This window comes from Mycobacterium sp. AT1 (assembly GCF_002043095.1).
In the GTDB taxonomy this organism is placed as follows: Bacteria; Actinomycetota; Actinomycetes; order Mycobacteriales; family Mycobacteriaceae; genus Mycobacterium.
The window spans coordinates 1-23350 of the sequence record NZ_MVOC01000019.1 but is presented as its reverse complement, the minus strand read 5'-3'; the positions used below and the strand labels follow the sequence as shown (position 1 = coordinate 23350).

Annotated in this window: 21 protein-coding genes; 3 read left to right on the top strand and 18 right to left on the bottom strand. The window is 67.7% G+C overall.

The window, feature by feature from the left end; all coding sequences use genetic code 11:
* Nucleotides 1-6: 6 nt before the first annotated feature.
* The 5 genes from B1790_RS10370 to B1790_RS10350 are packed head-to-tail and all read right to left on the bottom strand — an operon-like array spanning nt 7 to nt 4973.
* Nucleotides 7-738: a FadR/GntR family transcriptional regulator gene (locus B1790_RS10370; protein WP_079923135.1), complete on the bottom strand. Its 732-nt coding sequence runs from the start codon at nt 736-738 to the stop codon at nt 7-9.
* A 5-nt stretch (nt 739-743) separates the two neighbouring features.
* On the bottom strand, nt 744-1517 hold the full coding sequence (locus B1790_RS10365) for a 3-oxoacyl-ACP reductase (protein ID WP_079923134.1): 774 nt from the start codon (nt 1515-1517) through the stop codon (nt 744-746).
* Entirely contained in the window at nt 1518-2882 is a 1365-nt protein-coding gene (locus B1790_RS10360) for an aldehyde dehydrogenase (protein WP_079923133.1), read from the bottom strand.
* The gene (locus B1790_RS10355) at nt 2879-3640 is read right to left on the bottom strand and encodes a gamma-glutamyl-gamma-aminobutyrate hydrolase family protein (protein ID WP_079923132.1); all 762 of its coding nucleotides are present in this window, start codon (nt 3638-3640) and stop codon (nt 2879-2881) included. The genes B1790_RS10360 and B1790_RS10355 overlap by 4 nt, the downstream gene beginning before the upstream one ends.
* Entirely contained in the window at nt 3621-4973 is a 1353-nt protein-coding gene (locus tag B1790_RS10350; protein WP_079923131.1) for a glutamine synthetase family protein, read from the bottom strand. The genes B1790_RS10355 and B1790_RS10350 overlap by 20 nt, the downstream gene beginning before the upstream one ends.
* Before the next feature lie 184 nt (nt 4974-5157).
* Between B1790_RS10350 and B1790_RS10345 the strand changes: the two genes are divergently transcribed.
* Nucleotides 5158-6726 (top strand): amino acid permease, encoded by a 1569-nt coding sequence (locus B1790_RS10345; RefSeq protein ID WP_079923130.1) that lies wholly within the window; start codon nt 5158-5160, stop codon nt 6724-6726.
* 68 nt (nt 6727-6794) lie between these two features.
* Here B1790_RS10345 and B1790_RS10340 read toward each other — a convergent pair whose 3' ends face one another.
* The 12 genes from B1790_RS10340 to B1790_RS35840 all read right to left on the bottom strand — a co-directional run bounded on the left by B1790_RS10340 (nt 6795) and on the right by B1790_RS35840 (nt 21182).
* Entirely contained in the window at nt 6795-10145 is a 3351-nt protein-coding gene (locus B1790_RS10340) for a DEAD/DEAH box helicase (protein ID WP_079923129.1), read from the bottom strand.
* 45 nt (nt 10146-10190) lie between these two features.
* Complete coding sequence (locus B1790_RS10335; RefSeq protein WP_056548817.1) at nt 10191-10751, bottom strand: alpha/beta fold hydrolase; 561 nt, start codon at nt 10749-10751, stop codon at nt 10191-10193.
* A 63-nt stretch (nt 10752-10814) separates the two neighbouring features.
* Entirely contained in the window at nt 10815-11477 is a 663-nt protein-coding gene (locus B1790_RS10330) for a hypothetical protein (protein WP_079923128.1), read from the bottom strand.
* 13 nt (nt 11478-11490) lie between these two features.
* The gene (locus B1790_RS10325; RefSeq protein ID WP_142271228.1) at nt 11491-12981 is read right to left on the bottom strand and encodes a cobyric acid synthase; all 1491 of its coding nucleotides are present in this window, start codon (nt 12979-12981) and stop codon (nt 11491-11493) included.
* Entirely contained in the window at nt 12978-13838 is an 861-nt protein-coding gene (gene map / locus B1790_RS10320; RefSeq protein ID WP_079923159.1) for a type I methionyl aminopeptidase, read from the bottom strand. Before map ends, B1790_RS10325 begins: the two co-directional genes overlap by 4 nt.
* Nucleotides 13839-13851: 13 nt before the next feature.
* Nucleotides 13852-14421 carry a DUF1707 and DUF2154 domain-containing protein gene (locus B1790_RS10315; RefSeq protein ID WP_142271230.1) on the bottom strand — a complete coding sequence of 190 codons (570 nt, stop codon included), beginning with the start codon at nt 14419-14421 and terminating at the stop codon, nt 13852-13854.
* A 53-nt stretch (nt 14422-14474) separates the two neighbouring features.
* Nucleotides 14475-16298: a penicillin-binding transpeptidase domain-containing protein gene (locus tag B1790_RS10310; RefSeq protein WP_079923126.1), complete on the bottom strand. Its 1824-nt coding sequence runs from the start codon at nt 16296-16298 to the stop codon at nt 14475-14477.
* A gap of 85 nt (nt 16299-16383) precedes the next feature.
* A complete protein-coding gene (locus B1790_RS10305) occupies nt 16384-17238 on the bottom strand; it encodes a GNAT family N-acetyltransferase (RefSeq protein WP_079923125.1) in 855 nt (284 codons plus the stop codon).
* Nucleotides 17239-17287: 49 nt separating this feature from the next.
* Nucleotides 17288-18448 (bottom strand): flavodoxin-dependent (E)-4-hydroxy-3-methylbut-2-enyl-diphosphate synthase, encoded by a 1161-nt coding sequence (gene ispG / locus B1790_RS10300; protein WP_079923124.1) that lies wholly within the window; start codon nt 18446-18448, stop codon nt 17288-17290.
* 19 nt (nt 18449-18467) lie between these two features.
* Nucleotides 18468-19697 (bottom strand): RIP metalloprotease, encoded by a 1230-nt coding sequence (locus B1790_RS10295; RefSeq protein ID WP_079923123.1) that lies wholly within the window; start codon nt 19695-19697, stop codon nt 18468-18470.
* Nucleotides 19694-20866 carry a 1-deoxy-D-xylulose-5-phosphate reductoisomerase gene (dxr, locus tag B1790_RS10290; protein WP_079923122.1) on the bottom strand — a complete coding sequence of 391 codons (1173 nt, stop codon included), beginning with the start codon at nt 20864-20866 and terminating at the stop codon, nt 19694-19696. The genes B1790_RS10295 and dxr overlap by 4 nt, the downstream gene beginning before the upstream one ends.
* A gap of 172 nt (nt 20867-21038) precedes the next feature.
* The gene (locus tag B1790_RS35840) at nt 21039-21182 is read right to left on the bottom strand and encodes a hypothetical protein (RefSeq protein ID WP_369832329.1); all 144 of its coding nucleotides are present in this window, start codon (nt 21180-21182) and stop codon (nt 21039-21041) included.
* Between B1790_RS35840 and B1790_RS10285 the strand changes: the two genes are divergently transcribed.
* A complete protein-coding gene (locus B1790_RS10285) occupies nt 21157-21720 on the top strand; it encodes a fasciclin domain-containing protein (RefSeq protein ID WP_369832327.1) in 564 nt (187 codons plus the stop codon). The genes B1790_RS35840 and B1790_RS10285 overlap by 26 nt on opposite strands.
* Nucleotides 21721-21745: 25 nt before the next feature.
* On the top strand, nt 21746-22357 hold the full coding sequence (locus tag B1790_RS10280; RefSeq protein WP_079923120.1) for a fasciclin domain-containing protein: 612 nt from the start codon (nt 21746-21748) through the stop codon (nt 22355-22357).
* Nucleotides 22358-22421: 64 nt separating this feature from the next.
* Here B1790_RS10280 and B1790_RS34660 read toward each other — a convergent pair.
* Nucleotides 22422-23350 (bottom strand): HNH endonuclease signature motif containing protein (locus B1790_RS34660; protein WP_198951973.1); only part of this gene is annotated, 929 nt, incomplete at its 5' end.

The window sequence follows — 23350 nt, the reverse complement described above, 5'->3', positions numbered from 1 at the left end:
CGACCACTAGCTGTCCAGGAACCCGTGCAACAGCGCCGCCGATCCCCACACGTGTGCCGTCATGGTCTCCGCAGCGCCGTCGACGTCCCCGGCCAGGATCGCCATCACGATCGCCTCGTGCTGCTCGTCGGAGTGCACGATGTTGCGCGCGAGCAACGGGATGTGGTCAAGGAGTTCGTTGAGCCGCATCCGGTTGTCGGCGACGAGGGGTACCAGCGACGGCGCCCCTGCCGCCTCGGCGATCGCGAGATGCAACCGGGAATCCAGCCGCCGGTAGTCCTCCAACGCGGCACCCCGGACGTCGGCCAGCCTGGCCCAGAGGGTTTCGCGGTCGGTGGCGGCCAACGTCCGACCCGCCGCCATCCGGGCCGCCCCCACTTCGAGCACCTCGCGCAGCCGCAAGGTGTCGTCGATGTCCGCACGACTGAACCGAACCCCGTCCGCGCTGGGCGCGGGTAGGTCGTCGGCCAGGAAGGTTCCGCCGTACCGGCCTCGTCGCGACACCAGATACCCGGCGTCGGACAACGACCTGATGGCGTCGCGCACGGTGTCGCGACTCACCCCCAGCCGCGCGGCGAGTTCGCGTTCTGGCGGCAGGGACTCACCCGGCTCCAACAACCCGAGTCGGATGGTTTCGAGCAAGCGGCCAACGGTGTCCTCGAAGGCGTTGCCCAGCCGGACCGGACGCAGCAACGCTTCGCTGGCGGGCTGCGGATCCGGTGTGGGGTGGGCAGTCATGTCGGCTACAGCGGCGTGACGTAGTGGCCGGTGATGCCGCCGTCGACCAGGAACGTCGACCCCGTGATGAACGATGCGTCGTCACTAGCCAGGAACGTGACGGCGGCGGCCAGTTCGTCGGGCTCGGCGAAGCGGCCCATCGGCACGTGGATCAGCCGGCGCGCGGCGCGCTCCGGGTCCTTGGCGAAGAGTTCCTGCAGCAGAGGGGTGTTCACCGGGCCGGGGCACAACGCGTTGACCCGAATGCCCTGCCGCGCGTACTGGATTCCAAGCTCCCTCGACATCGCGAGCACGCCGCCCTTGGACGCGGTGTAGGAGATCTGCGAGGTCGCCGATCCGTTGACCGCGACGAACGACGCCGTGTTGACGATCGACCCCTTCTGCGCGGGAACCATGTGCCGCAGCGCGGCCTTGCAGCAGAAGAACACCGACTTGAGGTTGATGTCCTGAACGCGGTCCCAGGCGTCGATGCCGGTGACCTCGATCAGGTCGTCCTCCGGCGGGCTGATGCCCGCGTTGTTGAACGCGATGTCGACCGAGCCGTGGGTCTCGGCGGCGGTGTCGAACAGGTTGTCGACGGCCGCCTGGTCGGACACGTCGACCTGGACGAAGGTCCCGTTGAGGTCCGCGGCGACACTCTTGCCGGTGTTGGGGTCGATGTCTCCGATCACGATCGTCGCGCCCTCGGCCCGCATCCGCTTGGCCGTCGCGAGACCGATACCGCTGGCGCCGCCGGTGATGACGGCAACCTTTCCCGCCAGCCGCTGGGTCAAATCCATCTAGAGCTCTCCAATCGCAAAGAAGACGTTCTTGGTTTCGGTGAAGTGCAGCGGCGCGTCGGGACCGAGCTCGCGCCCGAGTCCCGACTGCTTGAAGCCGCCGAACGGTGTGTTGTAGCGGACCGACGAGTGCGAGTTCACCGACAGGTTGCCGGACTCCACCCCACGCGATACCCGCATCGCCCGCGACAGGTTGTCGGTCCAGATCGAGCCGGACAGGCCGTAGGGGCTGTCGTTGGCGAGTTCGATCGCGTCGGCCTCGTCGGTGAACGGCAGGACGGTGACGACGGGTCCGAAGATCTCCTCGGTCACCGTGCGGTCGGAGCGCTGGGGGGTGAGAACCGTTGGCGGGAACCAGTATCCGGGACCCGTCGGGGCCGACCCCTGGAACGCGATGGGCGCGCCGTCGGGGACGTACGACGACACGGTGTCGAAGTGCGGCCGCGACACCAGCGGCCCCATCTCACTGTCCCGTGACGTCGGATCACCGACGACGACACCCTTGACCGCGGGTTCGAGAAGCTCCATGAACCGGTCGTAGACGTTGCGCTGCACCAGGATTCGACTGCGCGCGCAGCAGTCCTGGCCGGCGTTGTCGAACACGCCGTACGGCGCGGTGGCGGCGGCCTTCTCCAGATCGCAGTCGTCGAAGACGATGTTGGCGCTCTTGCCGCCCAGTTCCAGCGTCACCCGCTTGACCTGTTGGGCCGCACCCGCCATCACCTTCACGCCCACCTCGGTGGAGCCGGTGAAGACGATCTTGCGGACGTCGGGATGAGAGATGAACCGCTCCCCCACGACCGATCCCTTGCCGGGCAGCACCTGGAAGAGTCCGTCGGGAAGGCCCGCCTCGAGACCGAGCTCCGCCAGCCGCATCGTGGTCAGCGGGGTGATCTCGGCGGGCTTGACCAGGACGGCGTTGCCCGCGGCGAGGGCGGGCACGAATCCCCACGACGCGATCGTCATCGGGAAGTTCCACGGCGAGATGACCGCGACGACGCCGAGGGGCTCGTTGAACGTGACGTCGAGACCGCCGGCGACGGGAATCTGCTTGCCGGACATGCGTTCCGGGCTGGCCGAGTAGAACTGCAGCACGTCGCGGACGTGGCCGGCCTCCCATTCGGCGTTGCCGATCACGTGCCCGGAGTTCGCCACTTCCAACTCGGCCAATTCCCCAATGTGGGCGTCGACCTGCGCGGCGAACGACCGCAGCGCAGCGGCTCGCTCGGCAGGCGCCAGCTTGGCCCACGTCTTCTGGGCGGACTTGGCGCGCGCCACCGCGTCGTCGACGGCAGGAACGTCGAGCAGCTCGACGGTGCGCAGCACCTCCTCCGTCGCCGGGTTGATCAGTGTGGACGTGCTCACGCGTTATTCCTCTCGAACGTTGAGTGCTTCTCCGATGCGTACTCCGCGGCCGCCTCGACGACGCCTGCGAAGAGTCGCAGGTCGTCGAGCCGCTCCTCCGGGTGCCACTGAACGGCCACGACGAACGCGTCGCCGTGCCTTTCGACCGCCTCGATCACGCCGTCAGGATCCCAGGCACTCGCCATCAGCCCCCTGCCGAGCTCGGCGATGGCCTGATGGTGGTAGCACTGAGCGTCGGTGGTCGTGCCGATCAGGGCGGCGAGCCGGGTCCCCGGCACGGTCTCGATCTTCGAGGTGCTGAACACGGCGTTGCCCAGCTGATGCTGGTAGTGCCCGACCACCTCGGGAAGGTGCTGATGCAGGGTGCCGCCGAGCGCCACGTTGAGGACCTGCGCACCTCGGCAGATACCCAAAACGGGCAGGTCGCGCGCCAAAGCCCCTCGCACCAAGGCGAATTCCCACGCGTCGCGGTCCAGCGCCGGCTCGTCGGTGCTCGCGTGCGGAGCCTGCCCGTATCTCGCCGGGTCGACGTCGCGGCCGCCGGTGATCACCAGACCGTCCAGACCGTCCAACACGCGGTCGACGACGTCGTCGTCGACCGGCTGCGGCGGAAGCAACATCGCGATGCCGCCCGCGGAGGTGACGCCCTCGACGTAGACGGCGGGCAGGAACGCCGCGCGCACGTCCCAGACCCCCGTCTGGGCCTGCTGCAAGTACGTGGTCAGCCCGATTGCCGGCCTAGAGGCGCTCGAAGCCACGGCGCCTCTCCCAGTCGGTCACCGCCGAATTGAACGCCTTCAGCTCGACGCGGGCGTTGTTCAGGTAGTGCTCGACGACGTCGTCGCCGAACGCCTCGCGCGCCACCGTTGACGACTCGAACAGCTCGGCCGCCTCGGCGAGCGTGGTCGGAAGCCGTTCGGCGCCACTGGTATACGCGTTGCCTGCGCACGCCTCGGGCAACTCTAGCTGCTGGTCGATGCCGTGCAGGCCGCCGGCGATCAGCGCGGAGACGGCGAGGTACTGGTTGACGTCGCCGCCCGGCGCGCGGCACTCCATCCGCATGCCGTGGCCGTGGCCGACCACCCGCAATGCGCAGGTGCGGTTGTCCATGCCCCACGCGACGGCGGTCGGGGCGAAGCTGCCGTCGACGAAGCGCTTGTAGGAGTTGACGTTCGGCGCATAGAAGAGCGTCATTTCGCGCAGCGTGGCGAGTTGGCCGGCGACGAAGCTGCGGAACATCGGCGACATCCCGAGCGGGTCGTCGTCGTCGGCGAAGACGGCCGAACCGTCCTCACCGCGGAACGACAGGTGGATGTGGCAGCTGTTGCCCTCCCGCTCGTCGAACTTCGCCATGAAGGTCAGGCTCTTGCCGTGCTGATCGGCGATTTCCTTGGCGCCGTTCTTGTAGATCGTGTGGTTGTCGCAGGTGACCAGCGCGTCGTCGTACCGGAAGCCGATCTCCTGCTGGCCAAGGTTGCACTCGCCCTTGACGCCCTCGCAGTAGAGTCCCGCGCCCTCCATGCCGTTGCGGATGTCGCGGAGCAACGGCTCCATCCGCGTGGACGCCAACATCGCGTAGTCGATGTTGTAGTCGGTGGCGGCGGTCAGCCCGGTGTACCCCTTGGCCCAGGCCTCGCGGTAGGAGTCGTCGAACACCATGAATTCGAGCTCGGTGGCCGCGACCGCGGTCATCCCCCGCTTGGCGAGCCGGTCGAGCTGCGTCCGCAGGATTCCGCGCGGCGACGGACCCACCGGGGAGCCGTCGTGCCAGCCGAGGTCGGCCATCACCAGCGCGGTGGCGGGCAGCCAGGGAATTCGCCGCAACGTGGAGAAGTCCGGTGTCATCACCATGTCGCCGTAGCCGGCTTCCCAGCTCGACATCTTGTACCCGTCGACGGTGTTCATGTCGACGTCGACGGCCAGCAGGTAGTTGCAACACTCTGCGCCGTGAGCGATGACGTCGTCGACGAACAGGCGTGCCGAGATCCGTTTGCCGGTCAACCGCCCCTGCATGTCGGTGAACGCGACGATGACGGTGTCGACGTCACCGTCGGCGACCATCTTCTTCAACTCGGAGAGCTCCAACGTCATGTGCCCTGCCTCTCGAAACCGACGAACATGGGTGTGAGTCAACCATTGGAAACGGATCACCGCGCATTTCGGTCATAGATTTACACGACCGTCACCGCCAAAGGTAGGACACCAGACCATTGCGGCTCTATTCTCCCTACCAGTGAGCGCCCTCTTGGGTGCTGCCCCGAGAAGGAGAAATACCGTGCCAGAGGGTCACGAAGAACTGTCTGACGACGAAAAGCACCTCGCATCACTCGGCTACACCCAGGAGCTGAACCGCTCCTGGTCGAGCTTCAGCAACTTCGCCATCTCGTTCTCGATCATCTCGATCCTGGCGGGCTGCTTCACCTCGTTCGGCCTCGGCTGGAACAACGGCGGGCCCGCCGCCATCGCCTGGGGCTGGCCCATCGTGTCGGTGTTCATCCTCATCATCGGGCTGTGCATGTCCGAACTGGTGTCGGCGTACCCCACCTCCGGCGGCATCTACTGGTGGGCAAGCAAGCTCGGCGGCGCCAAGGCCGGCTTCTACACGGGCTGGCTGAACCTCATCGGCCTCATCGCCATCCTGGCGTCGGTCGCCTACGGCTCGGCGACGTTCCTCGACCTGACCCTCGGCACGTTCAGTGAGAACTGGCTGGCCGGTTACAGCCTGACGAGGGTCTTCGTCATCTTCCTGGTGATCCTGGCGCTGGCCGCGACCGTCAACATCTTCTCGTCACACCTGCTCGCGGTCATCAACAACGTCTCGGTCTGGTGGCACGTGGCGGGCGCGACCATCGTCATCGCCATCCTGATCGTGGTGCCCGAACAGCACGCCAGCCTGTCCGACGTCTTCGCCAAGACCATCAACAACACCGGCATGTTCGGCGGTGCCACCTCCGGTGTCGGGTGGCTTCTCTTCGTGCTGCCGATCTCGGCGATCCTCACCCAGTACACGATCACCGGCTATGACGCGTCCGCGCACCTCTCCGAGGAGACCAAGAGCGCGGCCGACGGTGCGGCCAAGGGCATTTGGCGGTCCATCTTCTACTCGGCGATCGGCGGCTGGATCCTGCTGCTCACCTTCCTGTTCGCGGTCAACGACTCGGACGCGGTGTCCGCGGGTGGCGGTGCGGTCGCGGTGATCTTCAGCCAGGCGATGAGCTCGCCGTGGGTGGGCGTCGTGTTGCTGATCTCGACGGCCGGCCAGCTGTTCTGCACCACGGCCTGCCAGACCAGCTGCTCCCGAATGCTGTTCGCGTTCAGCCGCGACCGCGCGGTGCCCGGACACCAGCTGTGGTCCAAGGTCAGCAAGAACAAGATCCCCGCCAACGGCGTGGTGGTCACCGCCGTGATCGCAGCCCTCATCACGCTGCCCGCCCTCGTCCAGGTCGACATCAACGGCGCACCCGTCCCGGTCGCCTTCTTCGCCGTCGTCTCCATCGGCGTCGTCGGCCTGTACCTGTGCTTCGCGGTGCCGATCTACTACCGCTGGAAGGCCGGGGACTCGTTCCCCGTCGGCAAGTGGAATCTGCGCGGTCACCACAAGTGGATGGCGCCGGTAGCGCTCGTCGAGATCATCGTCACCTCGATCATCGCCATGTTCCCAACCTCGATGGGCGGCATGCCGTGGGACCCGAGCTTCGAGTGGAAGTTCGTCAACTACACCCCGCTGCTCGTCGGCGGCGTGCTGATCCTGCTGTTCATCTACTGGCACGTGTCGGTGAAGAAGTGGTTCACCGGACCCATCAAGCAGGTGACGACCGTCGCCGAGGAACTCGACCTCACCTAGACCGCTCACCCGCTTCGGCGACAGACCCCCGGGCCCCTCGTGCTTCAACGCCGAGGGGCTCGGTGCCGTCAGCCGAACAGTTCTCGAACGTCGGAGTCGGTGATTGCCGTTCCGAAGACGTCGCCCTCGTCGACGACCGCGGCGAACAGGTCGCGCTTTCGGTTCTGCAACGCGACGACCTTCTCCTCGATGGTGCCCTCCGAGACGAGCCGGTAGACGGTGACCGGACGCGTCTGGCCGATGCGGTGGGTCCGGTCGACGGCCTGAGCCTCGGCCGCCGGATTCCACCACGGATCGCAGATGAAGCAGTAGTCGGCCTCGGTGAGGTTGAGCCCGAAACCGCCGGCCTTCAAGCTGATCAGGAACACCTGGTTGACGCCCGTTCTGAAGTCGTTGATCGCCTGATCCCGCTGTTGCGAGCTCGACGACCCGTCCAGGTAGCTGTAGCGCACCCCGACGGCGTCCAGATGGCTCCGCAGGATCGCGAGGAACCCGGTGAACTGGCTGAAGACCAGGGCGCTGTGTCCTTCGGCGACCAGCTCCGGCAGCTGCTCGACCAGGAAGTCGACCTTGGCCGCCGCGACGTCCATCTTCGACTCGTCGACCAATCCGACGTGAAGGCTGAGCTGCCTCAGCAGTGTCAGCGACCGCAAGATCTGGAAGCGATTCTTCTCCCAATCGCCAAGCAGCCCAAGCACCTTCTGCCGCTCGCGGGCCATCCGGGTGTCGTAGATTCGTCGATGCTTCGGCCCGAGGTCGAGCGCGAGGACCTGCTCCTGCTTCGGCGGTAGTTCGCCTGCGACCTGCCCCTTGGTGCGCCGCAACATCATCGGCTTGATGCGTCGGCGCAGCACGGCAAGCCGTTCCCGGTCGGTGCCCGATTCGATCGGCTTGCGGAAGTGTTGGGTGAAGACCGCGGGCGACGGAAACAGACCAGGGGCGGTGATCGACAACAGCGACCACAGTTCCATCAGGTTGTTCTCCATCGGCGTGCCGGTGATGGCGAGTTTGAATCGGGCGTCCAGCCGACGCACGCACTGGTGGGTCTTGCTGTTGTGGTTCTTCACGAACTGAGCTTCGTCGAGAATGACTCCCGCCCAGTCGATCCCGGCGTATGCCTCGAAGTCGATGCGCAGGATGGCATAGGAGGTGACCACGATGTCGGCGGTCGCCGCGCGTTCCGCCAGCGACGTCCCCGATCGGGCCTCGGTGCTGGTCACCGCCACCGCCGTCAACCCGGGTGTGAATCGGCCACACTCGGCAACCCAGTTGGTGACGACGCTCGTCGGCGCGACGACCAGGAATCTCCGCGGGCCCTGCTCGGCGACGCGGGCGATGAGGGCGAGGGTCTGCACGGTCTTGCCGAGCCCCATGTCGTCGGCCAGCACCCCACCAAGCTGGTTGTCCCACAGGAACGACAACCAGCTCAGGCCGTCGAGCTGATAGTCGCGCAGCGTCGCATCCAGTCCGGCAGGCACCTCCACCGGCACGGGCGGGCGGGCGGCGGTCCGCATCGCCAGGCTCTCCTGCCAGCCGGCCAGTTGCTCGTCGACCACGCCGAGGGCCAGCAGCTCCTCCCACAGGGTGACGTTGTGGGAACCCGCGTTCACCCGGTCGCCGTCGATCTCACCAAGCGCGCGGGCCTCGTCGATGAGTTCCCGCAGCCGCAGGAGTTCCGGTGTGTCCAGCCGGAAGTAGACGCCGTTGGGCAGGAGCATGTGCGTTGCGCCCATGGCCAATTCGGCGATGACCGAGGCGATGGACACCTCCTGGCCGTCGATCGTCAGCGAAATGCCCAGGTCGAACCAGTCGTTGCGCACGGGCTCGTCGTCGCCGCTGCCGAACTGCAGCTGAGGGGCGTTCTCGGCGGCACGGAAGTTGGGCACGCTCAGGTCAACGTCGAGGACGAAGTCGTCTCGGCAGTCCAGGGCAGGCAGCACCTCGCCGACCAGTACCGCCGCCTCGGTCAGGGTGAGGTCGACCCCCGAGAGAAGGGTGGGCGGCGACGCGGCCGCGGCGGCGGCGACCGCGTCGGGAGACCGGGCGACCGAGGTCATCTCGTCGACGAGCGCAATGGAGATGGTCCGCTTGGCCAGCTGCTGAAGATGACGTGCGGCTTGTTGCTTCCAGGTCCGCGAGGCGGCCGCGACGGCTCTCAACGCGGGAAGCACCGCGTCCCACATCAAGGTTTCGGCATCGGCGTCCCGGTAGGCGGTGCGCTGCGCGGCCGACCCTGGCTCGAACTCGTGGTGCCGGTCGTTGACCAGGTAGCGAGTGGTCCAATACGCACGCATGCCGCCGGAGGTCGACTTCAGCGTCAGCACAGCCGTCGGTCCGCTGATCGTTGGCGGGGTGAAGAGGCCGTCCTGCACGTCCACCTGCGTGACGTCGGCCAACCGCGGAAGGACCTCCAGCGAGAACTCCGGCACCATGTCGGCGGGAATGTGCAGGACCTCCCTTCGGAGGACGAGGTCCAGCGTCGTGCGTCCGGGCACCGGGTCGAACCGGCCAAGCCGGAGTACGCCGTCGGCGATCGTGTACATGCCGTGTGGCACGGGCGATCCGATGAGACCGACGTCGTCGGTCGGGCAGCGCTCGCCGTCGACGACCATCGCGACCGTCATCGTCGCGCCGCCCGCGTCGTCGGAGACGAAGTCGAGGCGCAGCTGTGCGCTCTTGACGAGGTCGACGCCGGTCAGCCCGCTCCCGGCGTGGGCGACGATGGTCACCCCAGCGTCGATCGCATCGGTCAGCCGAGACCAAAAGCCAGACGGCACACGGGAAATCGTCATCACGTCGTTGATCGGCACGATGCCGGACCGCTGGGCGTCGCCAACCAGGGCGCGCAGGGCGTCGTACTGTCCGCGGTCGAACTCGCCTGCGGCAGCGTGGTAGGACAACCGTTGCCAGTTGACCCCGGTCCTGATCCAGGTGCCGCGCTTGCCGACGGTGACGGGGCGCAGCGCGATCTCGGCACGCGGGCGGTAGCGAGTCGGTGGCGAGACGGAGAACTCGAGGCCCATCGGCGCGGCATCCTCGGCACCCAGCGGCGCCAACTCGTCGAGCATCTTGGTCAGCACGGTGCGCCACCGGTCGACGGCGGGCGGGGGCGACTGGTGGTTGGACGACGCCGTCAGCAGCAGCGCGACGGCATGCTTGCAGTAGACCCCCACCGGGCAGGAGCACTCGGCCCACACCAGCCGGAGATCCTCACCCGAGCGCTGGAATCCGGCGGCCACCCGATACCTGTGTCCGTCCGAACCCGAACAGAGGCCGACGAGCTCGAGATCCTCCTCGTTCCAGTCGGTGTCACTGACTCGTCCGAGGTCGGCGTACCGCGTGCCGCGGCTGACCGTCGCCGAACCGAACTCGGCGACCAACTCACCGATGTTGAGGACGAGGCCGAGCGGCGGCACCATGGACCGAGGATAGAGAAGTCCGCCGACAACGGGTCGGCGGCCACGTCACCAGGTGCTGGTGCGCAGCACGATCTCGGCGGCCAGTTGGGCCGTGGACTCCTGCGCGTTGCGGCGGCCCAGCAACTCCACGATGCGGTAGTCGCCGTAGACGTAACGCTGGCTGGCCTTGGCCACGGTGCGCGCCGCGGGCGAGCTCACCAGCGCGGTGGTGTTCACCTCAACGGGCGGGCAGTGCTCGTCTCGAACGTCGCCCGCCTGATCCGGAACGCGCGGATGTCCACGGTCGACGACGACCAACCCGATGAACCGGTCCAGCCGGGTGGCCGCCAACTCCCAGGCCAGTTCTCCCCCGACCCGGTCGCCAACCAGAAGCGCCCACCGCACCCCAACGGAGTCGAGTATCCCCACGACGGACTTGGGGCTCAGCCGCGGGTCTGGCGCGATGACCACCGTCCGCAACGATGCCGTGTGCAGGCGTTCGCAGATCGCGTCGTAGGCCGCCGGCCCTTGCGCGGCCCCCAGCAGCACGACGACCGACCCCTTCTCGGGGCCGGACACGTCGACTGTCGCAGGAAACCCGTCGACGGTGAGCACGGTCGATGGCATTGCGCCACGCTACAGGGGTTCGCTCGGGTTCAGTCGGGTTTTCACGGGCTTGCAACGCAACCCTCAGGGTTGCCTCAGCCGCTCGGCCTGCTTGGCGGTGACGTCCAGAAACGTTTGCGGCAGCGACCCTTTGACGGAGATGGTGGAATCTGGGGTCGGGAACGCGATGCCGAACATTCCCGACTCGCCGATGTTCTCGAACGTGAAGTAGACGCTGCTCTCCTCGCCATGCAACTGCATGGTCTGCTGGTAGATCAGCGACTGCGGGCGCGACGACTCCATCTTGGTGGTCGTCATCAGGATCGGGTCCGACGCCTTGTCGAAGTAGGTCACGTACAGCTCACACCGGGTCGCGGTGGCTTCGAGGCGACGGAGGTCCAAGGCGGCCACCAGGATCGTCATCACGATCCGAGCTCCGTCGTAGGACACGTTGTACTTCGCGGAGCTTCCCGGTCCTCGGTCGACCGACGCCGCGATGTCCTTGGTCAACCCGTCGGCACACCCCTCCGGCTCGGACTCCATCGCCGGTGGTCGGTCCGCTCCGTCGGGGGTTCCTGGTTGCTCGAGGACGCGGTCGAACCGGACGCCGGGCGGAAAGTCCTCGGCGGTCAGCAACGTGGCGTCCAGTCGCGCACCGGGCCACGTCGGGGTGCCCTCGACGGCGCAGCCGGACAGGGACACGACCATTGCGACCGCGATGACGACTGCCTTGGATGCCGCTCGCATCCTTGAAGGCTACTCAGCGAAGGTCGAGGTGCGAGGTGATCACGGGGCGCGACGGCGCACCCCCGGTGAGCAGATCCGTCACCGCGTCGAGGTCGAGGTGTTCGGCGAGCAGGTCGGCCATCGCGTCGAGTTGGGCGTCACGCCTGCCGGTGACGTCGACGTCCTTGGCGACGACGAATCCGTGCCGGTCCGCCGCCGCGGCGGCGTCGGTGAGCCATTGGCGTCGCACGTCGTCGTTGTCGAACAGGCCGTGCCAGTGCGTGCCGTACACGGCGCCGCGCCGGATGCCGACGTCGAGCCACGTGTCCTCGGACGTGCGTGCCACCTGGCCGTGGTGAATCTCGTACCCGCGCAACGGCGTCTCCCAGTGCTTCAGGGTCTTGTCCGTGGCGAAGACGATGTCGGCGTCCAGCAGGCCGAGCCCCGCGACGCGTCCCAGGCGCGACTCGACCGGATCGTCGACGGTTCGGCAGAGCATCTGAAACCCGCCGCAGATGCCGACGACGGCGCGCCCGGACGCGGCGTGCGCGAGGACGCCGTCCGCCAGTCCGCGCTCTCGCAGCCACGCGAGGTCGGACACCGTTGCCTTGCTTCCCGGCAGGACGACGACGTCGGCGTCGGCCAGGTCCGCGACGTCGGCGACCCACCGGACCACCACGCCCGGCTCACACGCCAGCGCCTCGACGTCGGTGGAGTTGGAGATGCGGGGCAGCCGGACCGCGGCCACCCGGAGCGTGTCCCTGCCTTTCGGCGGGACTGGTTTCCCCACGATTCGTTGGGATTGGACGGACAGCGAGTCCTCCGCGTCGAGCCACAGACCGTCGTCGTATGGGACGACGCCGTAGGTAGGCCGCCCGGACAGTCGCTCGAGCTGGTCCAGGCCCGGTGCCAACAGGGCCGGATCGCCGCGGAACTTGTTGACGACGAAGCCTGCGATGAGCCGCTGATCGTCGGGTTCGAGTACCGCGACGGTGCCGAAGAAGTGCGCCAGCACCCCGCCGCGGTCGATGTCTCCGACCACGAGCACCGGGAGGTTCGCCGCCCGCGCCAGCCCCATGTTGGCGAGGTCGGTTGCCCGCAGGTTGATTTCGGCGGGTGAGCCGGCGCCCTCGCAGATGACGACGTCGAATTCGGTTCTCAGGGAGTCGAGTTGGTCGTTGACCACCTTGGCAAGCATCGCGCGGTGGTGGAAGTAGTCACCCGCGGCGACCGTGCCGACGACCTGGCCCATGACCACCAGTTGTGAGGTCCGGTCGCCGCCCGGTTTGAGCAGGACGGGGTTGAATCGCACGCTCGGTTCGAGACCCGCCGCCCTGGCCTGCATGGCCTGGGCGCGACCGATCTCACCGCCCTCGACCGTGACGGCCGAATTGTTGGACATGTTCTGCGCCTTGAATGGCGCAACGCGAATGCCCTTGCGCGCCAACAACCGGCACAGACCGGCGACCACCGTGGACTTGCCGGCGTCGGAGGTGGTGCCCGCGACCAGCAGCGCGCCGGTCACTCCGGGAGCGTCAGGATCTCGGCACCGTCGTCGGTGACCACCAGGGTGTGCTCGAACTGTGCGGTCCACTTCTTGTCCACCGTCGCGACGGTCCAGCCGTCGTCCCAGATCTCGTAGTCCAGCGCACCGAGGTTGATCATGGGCTCGATGGTGAAGGTCATGCCGGGCTCGAGGACGGTGTCGACCGCGGGCTGGTCGTAGTGCAGGACCACCAGTCCGTTGTGGAACGTGGTGCCGATGCCGTGGCCGGTGAAGTCACGAACGACGTTGTAGCCGAACCGGTTCGCGTACGCCTCGATGACGCGGCCGACGACGGACAACTGCCTGCCGGGCTTGACGGCCTTGATCGCCCGCATGGTCGCCTCGTGGGTGCGTTCGACGAGCAGTCGGTGTTCCTCGGACACCTCACCGGCGAGGAAGGTGGCGTTGGTGTCGCCGTGGACGCCGTCGATGTAGGCGGTCACGTCGATGTTGACGATGTCGCCGTCCTGGACGACCGTCGAGTCGGGGATGCCGTGGCAGATGACCTCGTTGAGCGACGTGCAGCAGGACTTGGGGAAGCTCTTGTAGCCCAGCGTCGAGGGGTACGCCCCATGGTCGACCATGTATTCGTGGGCGATGCGGTCCAGTTGATCGGTGGTGACACCGGGCGCGACCGCCTTGCCCGCCTCGGCGAGCGCGTTGGCGGCGATGCGGCCGGCAACGCGCATCCGCTCAATGACGTCGGGCGCCTGGACCCACGGCTCGGAGCCCTCCTGCACGCTGGACTTCCAGGCGTATTCGGGGCGCGAGATCGACTTGGGCACCGGGAGCGTCGGGGAGAGCTCACCGGGGCGGAGTGCGGTGCGAACGGACATCGTCCCAGCCTAACTAACCCCTGCCGAACAGCGACTTTCGCGGTCCGCGGACGTCGACGGAACCGCAGAAGGCTCGGCCGGTGAGGATCACGTGCGGTGACCCCTCGGCTGGCGCGTCCTTGCGGTGGTCCCTGGCACTTCCGACGACGACTTCGACGTCGTCGATCGACGCGCTCGCCCCGTCGGGCAGCCGGATGTCCACCGACCCGAACTTCATGTCCAGTTCGATGACGACGATCGGCCCGGCGAACCGCGCCTTGGTGAGGTCGAGGTCGACCGAACCCATGCGGCGCACCAGCGACAACCGGGTCGGCACGATCCACTCACCCTGACGCTTCAACGAGCCGAGCACACCCCGCAATTCGACCCGGTCGGTTGCGGTCGTGACGATCGCACCGGGCCCTGGCAGGTCCTCGACGAGCGCGGCGAGTTCGGAGTGCAGCCGGGCCTGCGACACCGCGGCCGACCGTTCTTCGAACTCGTCGATGTCGATCAGCCCGAGCGCCACCGCGTTGTGCAGGCGGCGCAACGTGCCGTTGCGGTCGGCGTCGGAGATGCGGAGCACCAGTCCTTCGGCACCCATGTCGGAGTTGCTGCTCATCATCACTGCCCGTCCCTTCGCCAGGACCAGGCTACTCAGGTCAGATAGTCCGGCGGCATTCCGTTGAGCATGTCCTTGCACATCCGCACGGCGAACTCGGAGCTGCCGCCGCCGACGATCAGGGCGGCGAACGCGAGGTCTCCGCGGTAGCCGGCGAACCAGGCGTGCGAACCGCCGTCGAATTCGGCCTCACCGGTCTTGCCGCGAACGTCGCCGCTGCCGTTGAGGTCCTTCGCCGTGCCGTTGGTCACGACCAGCTGCATCATCGGACGCAGTCCGTCGACCATCTTCGGGGTGATCGTCGGGGTGTCACCCGACACCTCGGTGTGCCTGCCCTCGATGAGCTGGGGCACCGGCGTCTTTCCCGCGGCGACCGTCGCCGCGGCCAGCGCCATGCCGAAGGGGCTGACGAGCACGCGGCCCTGTCCGAAGCCGTCCTCCGTGCGTTCGGTCAGGTTCACCGTCGGGGGTACCGATCCGGTGACCGTCGTGATCCCGTCGACGACGTAGTCGGTCCCGATGCCGTATTGCGCGGCGGCGGTCGTCAGACCCCGTGGCGGCATCCGGCTGGCCAACTCGGCGAAGGTGGTGTTGCAGGAGTTGGCGAAGGCGCGCGACATCGGCACGGTGCCGAGGTCGAACCCGCCGTAGTTGGGGATGGTCCGCTGCCCGATGTCGATGTGGCCGGGGCAACCGAGGAGGGTGTTGGGCGTCGCCATGTCGCGGTCGATCGCCGCACCCGCGGTGACGATCTTGAACGTCGATCCCGGCGGGTACAGACCCGTGGTGGCGGCGGGTCCGTCGGCGTCGGCGGCGGCGTTCTGGGCCACGGCCAGAATCTCGCCGGTGGACGGCTTGATCGCGACGATCATCGCCTTCCTGCCGACCATGTCGACGGCGTCCTGGGCGGCGTTCTGAACCGACCGGTCGAGGCTGATGGTTACCGAAGGCGCTGGGGCGCCCGGGGTTTCGTCGAGCACGTCGACGTCGGCGCCGTTCTGGTTGACGCTGACCACGCGCCAGCCCGCCTGGCCGTCGAGTTCGTCGGACACCGACTTCTTGACCTGGTTGATGATGTCGGGGGCGAATCGGTCGTCGACGGGGAGCAGTTCTGCGTGCGGGGTGATGACGACCCCTGGCAGATTCCCGATCGCGGGTGCCACGGCGTCGCGGTCGGCCTGGCGCAGCGTGATGAGGTTCAGCGGGGTCGCCGACGAGCTCGCCGTCTCGGCGAGGCGCTGGGCGTCCATGGTCGGGTCGAAGCGGCGTAGCGTGTCGGCGACGATTCTGGCCGTCGGCATGAGGTCGCCGCCTGCGGCCTTTGCGTCGAGGGAGTAGTTGTACAGGAATCCCGGCCGCAGCACGTCGCTGCCGCCGCGCTCGTTGACCGACGCGCGGGGCGGTGCGTCCGCGCGCAGGGCAAGCGTCTGGTTCTCACCGAGGTTCGGGTGCAAACCCGTTGCGCTCCAACGGACTTCCCACCGCCCCTCGTCGCGGACCATGTTCAGCCGACCATCGTAGGTCCAGGTGCGGTTCTTCGGAAGGTGCCAGGTGTAGCGGTAGGCGATGCTGCCGGTGTCCTCGGCGTACTTCGAGCCGAGGATCTGCGCGTCGAGCTTGGTCGCCTGTAGGCCGGCCCAGGCTTCGTTGAGGGCCGCCCTGGCGAGGGCGGGATGGTCGCTGAAGTCGGCGGCCGCGCCGGTGTCCCCCTTGGCGAGCGCGGTGAAGAACGCCGTCGCCACCGGTTCGGGCCCGTTCGGCCGTGGCGTGCAGGCGCTGAGTCCGCCGGCGGCCGCCATCACCGCGAGGACCGTGAGGAGACCAGTGACTCGTGATACGGATGAGGTTCGTGTTGCCATTGAGGCTGATGTTAGAAGCCGTCGCGGTTCAACACCCGGAGGCGCACCGAGACCGGAACGTAATTGGCTGGGAACGTCCCCGTGATCAGTCGAGCAGCACGGTCGCGAACGTGCCCACCTCGGCAAAACCGATCCGCGCGTAGGTGGCACGGGCAATCGTGTTGTACCCGTTGACGTAGAGGCTGGCGGTCCGCCCACTGCGGACGACCGCGCGGGCCAGCGCGGCAGTGCCGGCAACGCCGAGCCCCCGGCCGCGCCAGTCGGGATGCACCCAGACACCTTGGATTTGGCCGACGGCGGGCGACTGCGACCCCACCTCGGCCTTGAACACCACCTGACCGTGCTCGAAGCGGGCCCAAGCCCGACCCGCGGTGATCAGGCCGGCGACGCGACGTCGGTATCCACGGCCGCCGTCCCCCACCCGAGGGTCGACGCCCACCTCGCCGATGAACATCTCGATCGCCGCCACCAGATACGCGTCGAGCTCCTCGATGCGCACCGGGCGCACCTGCGGGTCGACGACGCACTGCGGCGGACTGGACAGTGCCATCAACGGTTGGTGGTCTCGCACGTCACGCGCGGGTCCCCACGCGCGTTCGAGGCGCTGCCACATCGGCATGACGAGTTCGGTCCGACCCACCAATGACGAGCACCGACGCGGTGTGCTCATCGCCTTGTCGGCGAACGCCACCAAGTCGGGCACCTCACCGCGCAACGGAATCAGGTTCGCCCCGGCGAAACACAACGAGTCACTGGGGCGACGACGCGTCCACATCTCGCCGCCGATCGACGTCGGATCCACCCCGTGGTCGGCCACCCGGGACGCCACCATGCAAGACCCGACCGGATCTTCGTCGAGCACGCGACGCACCATCGAGGCGTCGCGCACCACCGTCACGCGCCGCTCGTCGGCGAGGCGAAACAGTGGGGGTGCGGACATCTGGACCTTCTACGAGCCGGCGGCGGTGACCCTGCTCACAGGGTCGGGTTCAGCTTACGGTCACAACGGGCGCGCCGCTGGCCTCTGGTCCACGTGCCGGATCCATCTCGGCGGCAATCTTCATCGCCTCTTCGATCAGTGTCTCGACGATCATCTGCTCGGGCACCGTCTTGATCACTTCGCCCTTGACGAAGATCTGGCCCTTGCCGTTGCCGGACGCGACGCCGAGGTCGGCCTCACGGGCCTCACCAGGACCGTTGACCACGCAGCCCATCACCGCCACTCGCAACGGAATGTCCATGCCCTCCAGGCCCGCCGACACCTCGTTGGCCAGGGTGTACACGTCGACCTGGGCCCGCCCACACGACGGGCAGGACACGATCTCCAGCCCGCGCGGACGCAGATTCAGCGACTCCAGAATCTGGTTGCCGACCTTGATCTCCTCGACCGGCGGCGCCGACAACGAGACCCGGATGGTGTCGCCGATGCCCTTGGACAGCAGCGCGCCGAAGGCGACGGCCGACTTGATGGTGCCCTGGAACGCGGGCCCGGCCTCGGTGACGCCGAGGTGCAGCGGATAGTCGCACTGCTCGGCGAGCTGCTCGTAGGCGGCGACCATGATGACGGGGTCGTTGTGCTTGACGCTGATCTTGATGTCACCGAAGCCGTGTTCCTCGAACAGCGACGCTTCCCACAGCGCCGACTCGACGAGCGCCTCCGGCGTGGCCTTGCCGTACTTCTTCATCAGACGTGGATCGAGCGAGCCCGCGTTGACGCCGATCCGGATCGGGATGCCTGCGGCACCGGCCGCCTTCGCGACCTCCTTGACCCGGCCGTCGAACTCCTTGATGTTGCCCGGGTTCACCCGGACCGCGGCGCATCCGGCGTCGATGGCGGCGAAGATGTACTTCGGCTGGAAGTGGATGTCGGCGATCACCGGGATGTTCGCCTTCTTGGCGATCGCGGGCAGCGCCTCGGCATCCTCTTGACGGGGACAGGCGACGCGCACGATGTCGCAACCGGACGCGGTCAGTTCGGCGATCTGCTGCAGCGTGGCGTTGATGTCGTGAGTCTTGGTGGTGCACATGGACTGCACGGCGATCGGGTAGTCGCTGCCGACGCCCACGTTGCCCACCATCAGCTGACGCGTCTTGCGACGGGGAGCCAGCGTCGGCGGGGGCGGTACCGGCAAACCCAGACCGACGGTCATGATTGCTTCTTTCTCAAGGCTATTGGAACAGCCTGATCGGGTTGACCAGGTCAGCGGTAACGGTCAGCAGCATGTAGCCACCCACGATGACGAGCACGACGTACGTGGCGGGCATCAGCTTGAGGTAGTTCACCGGGCCGGCGGCAACCTTGCCGCGCGCCGAACGAATCATATTGCGGATCTTCTCGTACACGGCAATCGCGATGTGGCCGCCGTCGAAGGGCAACAGCGGGAGAAGGTTGATCGCACCGAGGACGAAGTTCAGCTGCGCCAGGAAGAACCAGAACGCCACCCACAGGCCGGCGTCGACGGTGTCGCCGCCGATGATGCTGGCGCCGACCACGCTGATGGGCGTCTCCGGATCCCGTTCCCCACCGCCGATGGACGTCCACAGCGCACCGATCTTGGTGGGGATCTTGGCCAGTGACTTGCCGAGTTCGACCATCAGGTCGCCGGTGAAGGCCACGGTCCCCGGCACCGCCGAAAGTGGGTTGTACTGCGTCGGCCCAAATTGCGCGCCGGCGATGCCGACCGCACCGACTTCGGTTGGGGCGCCGTTGCCCTCCTTGGTCCAGCGCTGGGCCTTGGTGACGTCGACGGTGGTGGTGAACTCCTCGGTGCGCCCGTTCTCGGTGCGCTCCACGACGAACGGCGTCGGTGCGTTGAGCTTGCGCACGGCGGCGACCATCTCCTGGAAGGTCTTCACGTCGGTGTCGCCGACCTTGACGACCGTGTCGCCGGCCCTGATGCCCGCCTGCGCCGCCGGGCCTTGGCCGGTGCACTCCCCCAGCTTGCCCTTGGTGACCTCGGACGACACGCAGGACGTCTCGCCGACGATGGCGGCGGTGGGCGGGTGCAGATTGGGCAGTCCCCACACCACGGCGATGGCGTAGAGCAGGACGAGACCGATGGCGAAGTTCATCGCGGGTCCCGCGAACAGCACCGCGACCCGCTTCCACACCTTCTGGCGGAACATGGCGTACGGGCGGTCCTCGGGGGCGAGTTCCTCGACCGACGTCATCCCCGCGATGTCGCAGAAGCCGCCAAGCGGAACGGCCTTCAGGCCGTACTCGGTGTACCCGAGTCGGTTGCGGCGCTTCGTCGACCACACGGTCGGTCCGAATCCGACGAAGTAGCGGCGCACCTTCATTCCGGTGGCGCGCGCCACCCACATGTGGCCGCATTCGTGCAGCGCCACCGAGACCAAGATGGCCAGTGCGAACAGCACAATGCCCAGTGCGAACATCATCTGGTTGCTACGACCTCCCGTGCTGCCTTCTCGACCGCGCCACCGGCCCTGTCCTTGGCCCAGTCCTGAGCGGCGAGTACGTCGTCCACGGTAGCCGGTTCCGCCGACCACTGGTCCGCAGCGCGCAGCACCTCGTCGACGATCCGGACGATCGCGGGGAATCGAATCCGCCCGGCGAGGAACGCCTCGGCGGCTTCTTCGTTGGCGGCGTTGTAGACCGCCGTCAGGCAACCGCCCCCGGTGCCCGCCTCGCGCGCGAGCGCCACGGCGGGGAAGACCTCGTCGTCCAGCGGTTCGAATTCCCACGTGGACGCCGTGGTGAAGTCGCACGGCGACGCCGCGCCGGGGACGCGTGCCGGCCACCCGAGCGCCAACGCGATGGGCAACTTCATGTCCGGGGGGCTCGCCTGGGCGATCGTGGAGCCGTCGACGAAGGTGACCATCGAGTGCACGATCGACTGCGGATGGACCACGACGTCGATGCGGTCGTAGGGGACGCCGAACAGGAGGTGCGTCTCGATCAGCTCGAGCCCCTTGTTGACCAGTGAGGCCGAGTTGAGCGTGTTCATCGGGCCCATCGACCAAGTGGGATGGGCACCGGCCTGCTCAGGGGTGACGTCCTCGAGATCAGCGGCCGACCACCCTCGGAACGGACCACCCGATGCGGTCAGCACCAGCCGGGCGACCTCGTCGGCGGCACCGCCGCGCAGGCATTGCGCCAAGGCGGAGTGCTCGGAGTCCACGGGCACGATCTGGCCCGGCTTCGCCGCCTTCAACACCAGTGGGCCGCCTGCGATCAACGACTCCTTGTTGGCCAGCGCCAACCGGGCGCCGGATTCGAGGGCCGCAAGGGTCGGGCGCAGACCCAGCGCGCCGACGAGTGCGTTGAGGACGACGTCGGCCTCGGTGTTCTCGACCAGGCGCGTCGCAGCGTCGTCGCCGACGAAGGTGACGTCGCCGATCTGATCGGCAGCCCCCGCCGACGCAACGGCGACATTGGTGACGCCGGTCTCAGCTCGCTGGCGGGCCAACAGGTCGGGGTTGCCGCCGCCGGCAGCCAGCCCGACGACCTCGAACCGGTCGGGGTTGGCGGCGATCACCTCGAGTGCCTGCGTGCCGATGGAACCGGTGCTGCCAAGTACCAGTACGCGCACACGATCCCGGGTCACCGGTCCATTGTGCCGCCTGGTCCGCCGGGTGACGACGACCCGACCGAATGTGACGCCAATATGACGAGCCCCCTCACAGCCAATCCGTGATCGCCATCACCGCGAATGCCCCATGAGGACGGCGAAACCAGCCGTCCCTGACACATTGGAGTGATCACGTCATGAACTCGACTCAGCGCAAGGCCTTCGCAGCAGCAGGCCTGGCCGCAGCGGCCATCCTCGGAACGTCCGCCTGTTCTAGCGAGACCGCCAGCAACACCGCAAGCAGCGTCTCAAGCGACGCCAGCAGCATGTCCTCCAGCGTGATGAGCAGCACGACCTCGAGCGCCGCCCCGATGACCGGTGCCGCCGACCCGGCCGCCGACCTGGTCGGCCCCGGCTGCGCCGGCTACGCCGCACAGGTCCCCGAGGGCCCCGGCTCCGTCGCGGGCATGGCGATGGACCCGGTCGCCACCGCGGCGTCGAACAACCCGATGCTCACGACGCTGACCTCGGCGGTCTCCGGCAAGCTCAACCCCGGCGTCAACCTCGTCGACACCCTCAACGGTGGCGAATTCACCGTGCTCGCACCGACCGACGACGCGTTCGCCAAGATCGACGCGGCCACCCTGGAGAAGCTGAAGACCGACGCCCCGCTGCTCACCAGCATCCTGACCTACCACGTGATTCCCGGCCAGCTGAGCCCCGCCGACGTCGCGGGCAAGCACAAGACGGTCGAGGGCGGCGAAGTCAACGTCACCGGTGCGGGCGAGGCCCTGAAGTTCGACCAGTCCGGCCTGGTGTGCGGTGGCGTCAAGACCGCCAACGCGACCGTCTACATGGTCGACACCGTCTTGATGCCCCCGGCCAAGTAGTTCCTACGAAGAGAGTTGAACAGTGATGAAACTGACTGACAAGACCAAGAAGGCCGTCACCGGCACCTCCATCGCAGCGCTGGCCGTGGCCGGGCTGCTCACCTCCACCGGTGTGGCCCAGGCGGATCCGGCTGCGGGCCTCGTCGGCTCGAGCTGCGCCGCCTACGCCAAGGAGGTCCCGACCGGACCTGGTTCGGTGCAGGGAATGTCGATGGATCCCGTCGCGGTCGCGGCGTCGAACAACCCGATGCTGACCACCCTGACCGCGGCCGTATCCGGCCAGCTGAACCCGGCGGTCAACCTGGTCGACACGCTCAACAGCGGCGAGTTCACCGTGTTCGCGCCGACCGATGACGCGTTCAAGAAGATCGACCCGGCGACCATCGACAAGCTCAAGGTCGACGCTCCCCTGCTGACCAGCATCCTGACCTACCACGTGGTGCCGGGACGGCTGAGCCCCGAACAGGTCGTCGGTACGCACAAGACGGTCGAGGGTGGCGAGGTCACCGTGACCGGCATGGGCTCTGAGCTCAAGGTCAACGATGCCGGCCTGGTGTGCGGTGGCGTGCAGACCGCCAACGCGACGGTCTACATGATCGACACCGTGCTGATGCCGCCTGCTCCTCCGGCGATGTAAGCACCAGCGTTCCGCCGACGGGGCGGTCCGGGCTTCGGCCTGGGCCGCCGTGTTGCGTTGGTGCTCAAGCTGTCTCGCGGTCCCGTTGGACGCGGCTGGCGCGGTCTTGGGCGCGGGTGGTCTTGCGTCGGGGCATGGTCAGTCCCGCGGTGTGTGCCCTGGGGACCTCTGAGGCAACCACCGATGCAGTGGGCTCGCTGAGTTCGGGGAACAGCAGGCGGCTACCCGGGGTGGTGATATAGCTCCGCCCGTCGGGTGCGGTCCAGACGATCGTGCCGTCGTCGAGTTGCCGGTCGCGCCAACCGCTTTGACCGCCCCAAAACGTTTTCAGCAAGTGGTGTCTTCGGCACAGACATTTGAGGTTGGACGCCGCGGTCGGCCCCCATGGCCACGGAATCGTATGGTCCACGTCACAATTCGTGGCCGGCACTCTGCAGCCGGGGAAGCGACACGTCAGGTCGCGGCAGCGGACGAAGTCGGCCAGCTTCTTCGACGGTCGGTATCGGGGTTCCGGTGGGGCTTGGCCGGGGTGGACGATCCGGGTGATGGTCGCGCCGACTGTGGCTCGGCAGGCGATGGCGCCGGGTAGGAACTGGCCACCCATCAGGGCGGCGGGCCGCAGGCTGGCCAGCCGACCCGGGGTGGGGGTGAGGGCTTCGGTGAGCGTCAGCTCGCGCAGCGGCTTGCTGAACATGGCCGGGGCGTCGCCGTCGAGGGCGGTGCGCTCGTCGGCTGGGTCGGCGGGGACGCCCTCGCGCGACTCAACTTGTGGCGCAGGGTCGCTCGAGCGGTCGGCGCTGTCTGACGTCGGCGGCTCACTGGGTACGTCGGGCGGTGGTGGCGGCAGGGGTGGCGCGTGCCGTTCCTCGAGGGTGTCCGCGCTCGCGATCACGTAGACCACCACCCCCGTCGAGGGCGGGTTCTGCGCCGCGGGGCAGTCGTCGGTGTCGCAGAGGCAGGCCAGGCGGTCGTTGTTGTGGGCGAGGGCGCCGA